The sequence below is a fragment of the Aquiflexum sp. genome (assembly GCF_041749095.1).
GTDB lineage: Bacteria > Bacteroidota > Bacteroidia > Cytophagales > Cyclobacteriaceae > Aquiflexum.
In genome coordinates, this window is sequence record NZ_JBGTCA010000392.1 from 1 (window position 1) to 10,023 (window position 10,023).

The 10,023-nt window shown below is 39.7% G+C and carries 9 protein-coding genes; 5 read left to right on the forward strand and 4 right to left on the reverse strand.

The window, feature by feature from the left end; all coding sequences use genetic code 11:
- The first annotated feature begins 74 nt into the window (after positions 1-74).
- A complete protein-coding gene (gene porV, locus ACEW8O_RS17815) occupies positions 75-1,289 on the forward strand; it encodes a type IX secretion system outer membrane channel protein PorV (protein WP_373495980.1) in 1,215 nt (404 codons plus the stop codon).
- A complete protein-coding gene (locus ACEW8O_RS17820; protein WP_373495981.1) occupies positions 1,286-2,557 on the forward strand; it encodes a M16 family metallopeptidase in 1,272 nt (423 codons plus the stop codon). The genes porV and ACEW8O_RS17820 overlap by 4 nt, the downstream gene beginning before the upstream one ends.
- Here the strand turns inward: ACEW8O_RS17820 and ACEW8O_RS17825 are convergent.
- Positions 2,544-3,509, reverse strand: a complete 966-nt coding sequence (locus tag ACEW8O_RS17825; RefSeq protein WP_373495982.1) for a glycosyltransferase family 2 protein — start codon at positions 3,507-3,509, stop codon at positions 2,544-2,546. The two genes, ACEW8O_RS17820 and ACEW8O_RS17825, sit on opposite strands and share 14 nt — an antisense overlap.
- A 345-nt stretch (positions 3,510-3,854) precedes the next feature.
- Between ACEW8O_RS17825 and ACEW8O_RS17830 the strand changes: the two genes are divergently transcribed.
- Positions 3,855-4,460, forward strand: a complete 606-nt coding sequence (locus ACEW8O_RS17830; RefSeq protein WP_373495983.1) for a YigZ family protein — start codon at positions 3,855-3,857, stop codon at positions 4,458-4,460.
- Here ACEW8O_RS17830 and ACEW8O_RS17835 read toward each other — a convergent pair.
- From ACEW8O_RS17835 to ACEW8O_RS17845, 3 genes are read right to left on the reverse strand one after another with little or no spacing between them, the layout of a single operon-like run.
- Positions 4,450-5,052, reverse strand: coding sequence for a 3'-5' exonuclease (locus ACEW8O_RS17835; protein WP_373495984.1), 603 nt, complete (start codon positions 5,050-5,052; stop codon positions 4,450-4,452). The two genes, ACEW8O_RS17830 and ACEW8O_RS17835, sit on opposite strands and share 11 nt — an antisense overlap.
- Complete coding sequence (gene nhaC, locus ACEW8O_RS17840; protein WP_373495985.1) at positions 5,049-6,530, reverse strand: Na+/H+ antiporter NhaC; 1,482 nt, start codon at positions 6,528-6,530, stop codon at positions 5,049-5,051. The genes ACEW8O_RS17835 and nhaC overlap by 4 nt, the downstream gene beginning before the upstream one ends.
- Positions 6,531-6,582: 52 nt before the next feature.
- On the reverse strand, positions 6,583-7,704 hold the full coding sequence (locus ACEW8O_RS17845; protein ID WP_373495986.1) for an NAD(P)/FAD-dependent oxidoreductase: 1,122 nt from the start codon (positions 7,702-7,704) through the stop codon (positions 6,583-6,585).
- Between the two features lie 122 nt (positions 7,705-7,826).
- Between ACEW8O_RS17845 and ACEW8O_RS17850 the strand changes: the two genes are divergently transcribed.
- The gene (locus ACEW8O_RS17850; protein WP_373495987.1) at positions 7,827-8,306 is read left to right on the forward strand and encodes a DUF962 domain-containing protein; all 480 of its coding nucleotides are present in this window, start codon (positions 7,827-7,829) and stop codon (positions 8,304-8,306) included.
- A 77-nt stretch (positions 8,307-8,383) separates the two neighbouring features.
- Positions 8,384-10,023 (forward strand): cation:proton antiporter (locus tag ACEW8O_RS17855; RefSeq protein ID WP_373495988.1); only part of this gene is annotated, 1,640 nt, incomplete at its 3' end.

Below are 10,023 nucleotides of genomic sequence, written 5' to 3' on the forward strand. Positions count from 1 at the left end.
TATATTTACAGGTTATTGCTCACTTCTGAAAAAGATGGTTCCTCAGACACCAAGAGCGGAAAAATTATTATTCAATGAAACTACAAATAAGAACCTTAATTGCCCCGACCATTTTTTCATGGTTTTTTCTTTTGTCCAATCATTCTCAAGGACAAACATCATCAATAGTTTCAGGCCAGGATACTGATAGAAGAGTCATTACCACAGCGGTACCTTTTCTCAATTTTGCGCCTGACAGCAGACATTCTGCAATGGGTGATGCAGGGGTAGCTACCAGTCCTGATGCTTTCTCAGCACATTGGAATGCAGGTAAGCTGTCTTTTATAGAGGATGAAATGGGATTCTCACTTTCTTATTCTCCTTGGTTGGGAAGATTGGTGAATGACATGTCTCTCAGTTACCTGACTGCTTATAAAAAAATAGATGATGTTTCGGCATGGGGTTTTGACCTCAGGTATTTCAATATGGGAGATATTATCCAAACAGGCATGTTGGGACAGGAGCTTGGAGAGTTTACCCCAAGGGAGATCGCTGTAGGAGGAACATACTCAAGAAAACTTTCAGACAAATTGGGACTAGGTATCTCTGCAAGGTTAATCCATTCCAACCTCTCGGGTAATGTATCCTCCGTAGGAGGAGCTGAAAGCCGACCGGGTGTTTCGGTAGGTACGGATGTTGGAATTTATTATAAAACAGAAGTCCTAGCCGGAGATAAAATCGGGATCTGGTCTTGGGGAGCTACCATCACCAATATTGGCCCTAAACTCACCTACAACAGTGCGGATGATCTTGATTTCATCCCAACGAGTCTTAGGGTGGGCACCGCTTACCTGATGAACCTGAATGATTACAATTCCCTGACATTTACATTGGACTTAAATAAGTTGCTAGTCCCTTCCCCTCCAATATTTGCAACAGACGAAAATGGAGCACTCATTCCAGATGGAGAAGGGGGTTTTGAAATTGAAAGAGGAAGAAATCCTGACAGACCATTGCTTTCCGGTATATTCGGATCATTTTCCGATGCACCTGATGGCTTCAGGGAGGAAATGCAAGAGGTAATGGTTTCTTTTGGTATGGAATACCTTTACAGTCAGACATTTGCACTTAGGGCAGGATATTTTTATGAAAACCCCAATAAGGGCGGACGAAGGTATTTCACCATGGGAGTTGGAATCATATACAAAGAACTTGGATTTGATTTCTCTTACCTCGTTCCACAGCAACAAAACCATCCATTGGCTGAAACATTAAGATTATCCCTTTCCTACAACATCCCCCGTAAATGATTTTAGACAGGTCGACCGCACCGGAATTTCAGATCCCAAAAGAAATTAGTTTTCCAACACCAGTAATCAGGACTCTTTCAAACGGAGTCCCGATTTATTTTATACCTACCCCTGAAATTGATGCCATCAAACTTGAAATCAGTGCAGTGGCCGGTTTGCCAGATGAAAACTTTGATAAAAAGCTGGTACCATCCTTCACCTTGCAAATGGTAATGGAAGGCACCAAAACCAAAAATGCAGCTGAACTTGATGATTTTTTTGACACTTATGCCACTGAGGTAGAACCACAATTGGGCTTTGAACATCAGGGGCTTTCAATATTGACCACAAAAAAACATTTCAAGACCGTATTGCCTGTTTTTAGGGATTTGTTGACCGAGGCGGTTTTTCCTGAAAAAGAACTGGTAAAAAGAAAAAAACAAAAAGCCCTCAGCATCAGCATCCATAAAGAACAAAATGGCCATAGGGCTTCCTCCTTGTTCAGAAAAGCTCTGTTCGGTGAAAACCATCTTTATGGTCAGATAGCGGAGGAAAGTGATGTGGATATGTTTTCCAGGGAAGATTTGGAGGAATACTATCATAAAGAGTTGTGGACAAATCCTGAGATTTTTCTGACAGGAAATATTGAAGAGGATGAAATGAACATCATTATTGAGGCATTTGAAAATCTACCTGTCAGGCATACCCAACTATCAGATCCCGAAGCTTTCAATATACCATCCCATAAAATCAGGGAAGAAAAAGAAAAGTCAGTCCAAAGCAGTATCAGGATAGGATGCCACATGATTCCAAAAACACACCCTGACTACCACTATTTATTGATATTCAACACCATATTAGGTGGATATTTTGGATGCCGGTTAATCAAAAATATCAGGGAGGACAAAGGTTATACCTATGGCATCAGTAGCAGTCTAGGTGGTTTGAAGACAGCCGATTACTGGGCAGTCATGGCAGATGTGATCAAAGAATTTTCTGATAAGGTTATTGAGGAAGTTTACCTCGAAATCCAAAAATTACAACAGGAACCCGTACCTAGTGATGAAATGGAAACAGTCAGGAATTATATGGTGGGAAAATTACTGACTCAGTTCAGTTCCGGTTTTGATCTGATAGGCCGTTTTAAATCCATCCATCAAGCAGGTCTTGATTTCTCGTTTTATCAGGCCCAACTCGAACTTATACTCAGTTTCAATCAGGAAGACATCATGGCTGTGGGCAATAAATATTTCAAGGAAGAAAATATGGTAGAAGTTATTGTGGGCTGATTTTTTTCAGTACCGCATATATGGTAGAAAAATCCCACCTTTTTTGACACCATTTTTTGTACCACATAAATGTTTTTCCACTTACCTTCAGTTCCTCTGCTAAAGCCAAAAATCCCTCAGCAACATCAAAATTGGAAGACCAAAGGGCATGTTTTGTTTCATACATGACACGCTGCAACAAGGCCTCATTTTCTTTGGGTGAACGGTTCATGGCCTTTATTTTTTGGCAGACCTTTAAAGTTGAAGGCAGCATGACTGAGTTTCGGGGGGTATATTGTGAAGCAGCAAATGATTTCGAATGGATCCTTTTATTCACACCTATATGGTTGGAAAAGACAAAAGGGTATTTTCTTGCCAATCTGACCATGATATCAAAATCCTCATAACTCAGGTCTTCATCATATCCTCCATCTTTTCTCAACAAATCTGCATCAAAAACCAAAGAGGAAGAGGAGACAATGTGTTTTTTCACCAAATCTCTGTATATATCCCCCACCCTGATTTTTTGCTTAAGTTTTCCCCTAAAATTTCGCCTGTAGAAAGTCCTTCTTTTTCCCTTTTCATCAATCAAGAACACATCTGAAAAGCAACAGGCCGAGCCAAGAAAATCCTGCAGCTTGTTCACTGCCAACCTGATGTGGTCGCTAGTAAGCATATCGTCTCCGGAAAGATCAATCAGGTATTTACCCTTTGCCATGGAAAAGGCATCATTGAATGACTTACAATAGGGAAGTGACTCTTTTCTGAAAATGGTCTTTACCGGAAATTCAAGTTTATACTTTGCAATCCATTCTTGGATGATCAAAGGTGAGGTATCAGAACTCCCGTTATCGACAATGATTAATTCTATATTTGGATAATTTTGGGTCCTCACACTTTCCAAAGCATCATTAACAAATAGCTTTTGATTGAATGAGGTAAGTATAATGGTGACAAGTGGATTCCCTTCCATAAATAAAAATGAGTTTTTCTGTCTGCCCTGTTATTGAAGTTTATCTTTTAAGTAAAATTTAATTATCCGTATTAAAGCCACTAATCTAATTGCTTAACCTGACGGAAAACCGATGACCGATGAAACCATGAATCAATACTTTAACCAACATTTAAATGATGTAAAGTCTTTACCGATATGAAAGCAGATATCTATTTATACAAAATCAAAATTATGACTTTACTTGAATAGTTTTGTTATAGTCTTTTTATTTGTTTATTAGGATACTATGTATTTGCTGAAGTCCAACATTGAGTAAATCAACCCCAAATAAAAAATTGATTCCCCCCAACCAAATTACAAACTTTGGAAACTGAAGACACCTATCTTACTATATCATATGATTCAACAGGGCTTTATAAAGAGAAAGGAAGCAAATTTCTCTCCTTCGCATTTCCTGTTTCCCATGAGGATGAGATAAAAGAAAAGCTCGATTCACTGAGAAAGAAATACTATGATGCACGACACCATTGTTATGCCTTTGTACTGGGAAAAGACAAAGACATCTACAGGACTAATGATGATGGCGAACCCAATCATTCAGCAGGAGATCCTATCCTCGGTCAGATCAGGTCTAATCAAATCACCAATATACTGATAGTCGTGGTGAGGTATTTTGGAGGGGTAAAGCTGGGAGTTGGCGGGTTGATTGCTGCTTATAGAACTGCCGCAGCGGAGGCCATTACAAATAACCAAATTGTAGAAGAAGTTGTGAAAAAAAAGATCATCCTACAATTTGGCTATCTGTCAATGAATGACGTCATGAAAGTTATCAAGGACTACGAATTGGAAATCATCAATCAACATTTTGATAATGATTGTAGCATGTCATTATTGGTCAGGGAGGGTATGTTGAATGAAATTAAATCAAAATTTGAAAATCTGGATGGAATAGAGATAATTATTGATTAAAGGTTTCTTCAAGATATCCTTGAAAACTTAGTTTATTATATATTTCGAGGCATACCCAAGCATCTGTGGCGGCATATAGCAGCTGTTTCTCTGAGAGTACCGGTGCTTCCCAATTGGACACTTGTTCTGATTTTGAGATCCTCATATTTAGCACCATTGCTGCAAGGTTTCTTACGCCTACATTTTCAAAACCCACTCTTTTTAGTTCCTCATTTAGATCATAGAAACTCTGAGGTGCGAATTTTTCCCTTAATTTACCGAGTGCTTTGAGATCATCTCTGACAGCAGCACCGATCTTGACAACCTGCTTGGTCTCAAGCAATTCCCTGATGACTCCGGGCATACCGATCTGATTCAGCCTGATCAAAAATGCAATGTCCTTGGTCGCCAATTGCAACAGGGCAACCTGATGTTGTCTGCCTTTGGTAAAAGAAGGTCTTGTTTCCGTATCAAACCCTATAAGATTTTCTCCGGAAAGTTCTTTGATCACATCCTTCACCTGACTGAGATTATCTACCAATACTATTTCTCCCCCAAACTGTCCTAAAGGCAAATCCATGATTTCAGTTTTTAAGATTTTTTTTGGAATCATACCGCAAACTCTTTTTTAATTTCCAACATTTCCTCTTTACTGTAAAAATTGATACCCAATTTCAAATATCCGAATAAGATGGTCATAAACGGACTGATGATATTAAAAAAACAATATGGCGCATACGTCAAGGTGGCCACACCTAAAACAGAAGCCTGTGTTGCACCACAGGTATTCCATGGGATCAATACCGAAGTCACCGTTGCACTATCTTCCAAAGTCCTACTCAGATTTTCCGGCTTCAAGCCCCTCTTTCTATATATATCAGCATACATTCTTCCCGGAACCAAAATGGCCAAATACTGGTCTGAGGTCGTGACATTGAAGAAAACACAAGTTGCGGCTGTAGATGCTATCAAAGATCCAACTGAATGGACTCTTCTGATTACTGCTTCCGCCAATACCCTCAGCATTCCGCTTTCCTCCATAATTCCTCCAAAAGCCATGGCACAAACTATCAACCATATTGTATTCAACATTCCTGCCATTCCTCTTGTCACCAACAATTCATTGACCACATCATTAGAGGTAATGACACTTGTTTCACCATAAAGGGAAATCATTACAGCCTTAAATGACTGATAAACCATGTTTGAACCGGCTTCATTGGCTACTAGTCTAATTATTTCCGGCTGGAATATGATGGCAAAAACTCCGCCAAGTAAGGCGCCGGTAAGTAAAGCTGGTATTGCCGGTACTTTCTTGATGATCATTCCCAAGACTATCAATGGAACGATAAATAACCAACCATTGATATTAAAGTTTTGCAAAATCACATCTGAAATCTCCTTTACCTGCCCAACTGTACCTTGCGCATCTGTGGTAAAACCAATACCTCCAAAAATCAACAATGTTATGACCATGGATGGGAAAGTGGTTTTGGTCATATGACGGATATGGGTAAACAAATCTGTCCCGGCCATCGCAGGGGCGAGATTGGTAGTATCTGATAATGGCGACATTTTATCTCCAAAATAAGCTCCTGAGATGATTGCTCCTGCAATGATTCCCTCTTCAAAGCCCAATGCCCTTCCGATTCCAAGAAGCGCAACACCCACCGTGGCCACTGTTGTCCAACTGCTGCCCGTGGCAATCGACACGATGGCACTTACTATACAAGCAGCAATCAAAAAAATTGTTGGGTTCAATATCTGCAATCCATAATAAATCATGGCAGGAACAATCCCACTGATCATCCAGGTACCGGCAAGAGACCCAATGAGCAGCAAAATCAAAATACTCGACATGGCAGAGGATATGCTTTTGACAATTCCATCCTGCAGTATTTCCCATTTGATCTTGAGCCTGAATACTGCCACCAAGGCAGCTACCGCAGAGGATATCACCAACACAATTTGATTGGAACCCGAAAGTCCCTCAGTACCAAACACCCAAATATTGATGACCAGTAAAACAATAAGAAAAGCGATCGGAAATAATGCTTCCGGTATTGAGGGTTCCTTAGGTTTATATATCATCAAAGGTTTTTTTGAAAATTTGAAAAATTGAATTTAGTGATTTTTTGGAATATTACACTTTAGATAACTTCTCCACCAATTCTCCCGCAGTCTTCCATCCAATGGCCACCCCCATCCCTCCTAACCTGACTGCCATACCAACATGATTGTTTACCATCTTCACAATAGGTGTTTTTGAATTGCCGAATGCCATTATTCCTGTCCATTCCATTTCAAATTCCGGTGATGAACCGGGCATGATGATTTCACTGTAGATATTTTTCAGGTAATCCCGGATTTTATGATTAACAATCAAATCAGTGCTCTGTTCACCCAAGAAGTCCATGTTTCTTCCCCCTCCCAACAATATCCGGTTGTCAACATTCCGAAAGTAAACGTAACCTTTGTCATAATGAAAAGAACCGGTCCACGGAATTGTTTCTGGAAGTTTTTTGGTGACTACAACCAATCCTCTTCCGGGCACGATATCTAAATGCGAGATTAGTCTTTTGGTAAATGCATTGGTGCAGACAGCAATTTTTTCTGATCTAAATGTAATGTCATTTCCTTCATTGCTAACAGTGAGTTCACTATTGTCAATATCCAAATTCGTCACTTCCGCACCCGTAAGAATCTTTACATTTAATTCCTGACATCTATTCCATAGCGATTGGATAAAGCTTCCACTATCCAACTCACCTTCAAACCTGTTCCTGATTACTTTCAGGACCTTTTTCGAAAACCCGAATGTTGAAATGTCCTTAATCTCCTCAAAAACAGGATTTCCAAAAAGTGGGTATAAAAGTTCATTGATGGTATTTAATTGATATAAATCGTGAATTTCATTTTGAGTAATTAATTCAAATCCTCCTGAAGCCTGATATCCCAAAGCATCATCGCCAAACTCTTTTCTGATGGAACAAAGACCTGAATATCTTTTTTTTACAAGACTCAATACCTCTTCTTCTGTATGGTGGTTGAGGTCATCCAAAATTTCAGTCAAGCTACCAAAACAGGCAAAACCGGCATTCTTGGTACTTGCTCCACTTGGAAACAATCCCCGCTCCAAGACCAATACATTTTTAACTGGAAACCGCTTTTTGTACTGTATGGCAGTAGAAAGCCCAACAATCCCCCCACCGATGACAATCAGGTCAAAATTTAAAAAATGCTTTTTTTCCCAAAAACTTAACATTATTTTTTCCAGATTAGAGATATTTGAGGCTATTTATTAATTTAATGCAGATAATCCAAGATTAGCTTGGCTCTTTATTCCAACCCTATGACTATCCCGCCTTCAACCAACCCAATGTTACCATGAGAAAAATTGATGAATTATTGCTTGAATATGGCCATAGCCATCAAAATGAAACAAACAAAACAATCCATTGGATTTGTGTTCCTGCCATTTTCTTCAGTATTGTAGGGTTGGTTTACAGCATACCTTCCGAACAACTTTCCACCATGTTACCATTTTCACAAGGTTTTGCCAATTGGGCAACTTTAATCTTGATCCTGATCCTTTTTTATTATGCCTCCTTATCCCTTCCGTTGGCCTTGGGCATGTTTTTCTTTTCTGCACTTTGCCTCGCTTTGGCCAATTTGATTGACCTGATGTCGCCAATCCCTTTGTGGGCGGTCAGTCTGATCATATTCACCTTAGCTTGGGTTTTTCAGTTTTACGGACACAAAATAGAGGGTCGAAAACCTTCCTTTTTCAAGGACATACAGTTTTTGTTAATCGGTCCTGCTTGGTTAATGCATTTTATTTATAAAAAACTAGGCTTGGCTTATTGATTTCCAAAAAAGGGAATTTTTAAATTCTGAAATTGTATTTTTGGAATAATTCAATCCATTTACAAAATTTTCCTTTTATGTTATCCTTTCTTTTAGCCTCAGTTGAAATGCCCATGTTGTCAGATATAGTCCTGATTTTTGGACTTGCCACCTTGGTGATTCTGCTCTTTATGAGGCTAAAAGTTCCCACCATTATAGGCTTTTTGTTTACCGGAGCTATTGCAGGTCCTTATGGTTTGTCTTTGGTGCAGGCATCCACTACCGTTGAGGTTCTTTCGGAGATAGGAGTGATTTTGCTGCTTTTTGTCATTGGGATGGAATTCTCTTTAAAAAGCCTTCTTGCCATCAAAAAAGCAGTGTTTATCGGCGGTTCTCTGCAGGTATCCATCACTATTTTGGTCACTACTTTTATCTCCTATTTCTTGGGTTTTGATTGGAATGTAGCCGTTTTTATCGGTTTTCTTTTTTCTCTCAGTAGTACTGCTATAGTACTTAAGCTTTTACAGGAAGGAGGACAGGTCAACACCATCCCCGGCAGGACCACGTTGGCCATTTTGATTTTCCAGGATGTGGTGATTGTGCCTTTGATGTTGTTCACACCCATGCTGGCAGGTGAAAGTGACAACATTGCGTTATCACTGTTTTTGATGGCTGTAAAAGGCGCAGTCGTCATATTGATCACCATCGTCAGTGCCAAATATCTGGTACCCAACCTTTTGTTCAGGATAGCAAAATCCAGAAACGAAGAATTATTTTTACTAAGCATAATCGTCATCTGTTTTGCGGTTGCCTATTTGACCTCATTGCTTGGACTTTCATTGGGTTTGGGTGCGTTTTTAGCTGGGCTGATTATCAGTGAATCTGATTACAGCCATCATGCTACCGGTAAAATCCTTCCCTTCAGGGAAGTGTTTCTTAGCTTTTTCTTTGTGTCAGTAGGTATGTTGTTTGACATTACTTTCCTGTTTTCCCATATTTTGGTCATCATCGGACTGATTCTCCTGACTTTTATTGTCAAGTTTGTTATTGTCACGATATCAGTGAGAGCAATTGGGCAGGGGTTCAAGGAGGCATTTATGGTTGCCTTCTCTATCTTTCAGGTCGGTGAATTTTCCCTTTTATTGGCCAAGGAAGGGATGAGTTATAATTTGTTTGATGCGGAAACCTATCAGTATTTTTTGGCGATTTCCATCATAACTATGGCTGTCACTCCATTTATTCTGAAAAAAAGAGAAGAGTTGGCATGTGGAATTCTCAATTTACCACTGCCCAGCAGACTGAATAAAAGGTTTGGTAATGAAAATATCCCTGAAACTTCTTTGGAAGACGACCAATTAAAGGACCACTTGGTCATCATTGGTTTTGGATTGAACGGGCGCAACCTTTCCAAGGCGGCCAAATCAGCGAATATCCCCTATGCCATCATTGAAATGAATCCTGAGACGGTAAGGACAGAGTCCATGAATGGAGAACCCATCATCTATGGTGATGCTGCCAATGAATCAGTCCTCGAACACACCAATATACATAAGGCAAGAGTAGCAGTGATTGCCATATCCAATGCCGATGCTACCAAAAGAATTATAGCGACCATTAGGCACATTACCCAAAACCCATACATCATCGTGAGGACAAGGTATGTCAATGAAATTGAAGAAAACCGGAACTTGGGAGCAAATGAGGTCATTCCCGAGGAATTTGAAACTTCTATTGAAAT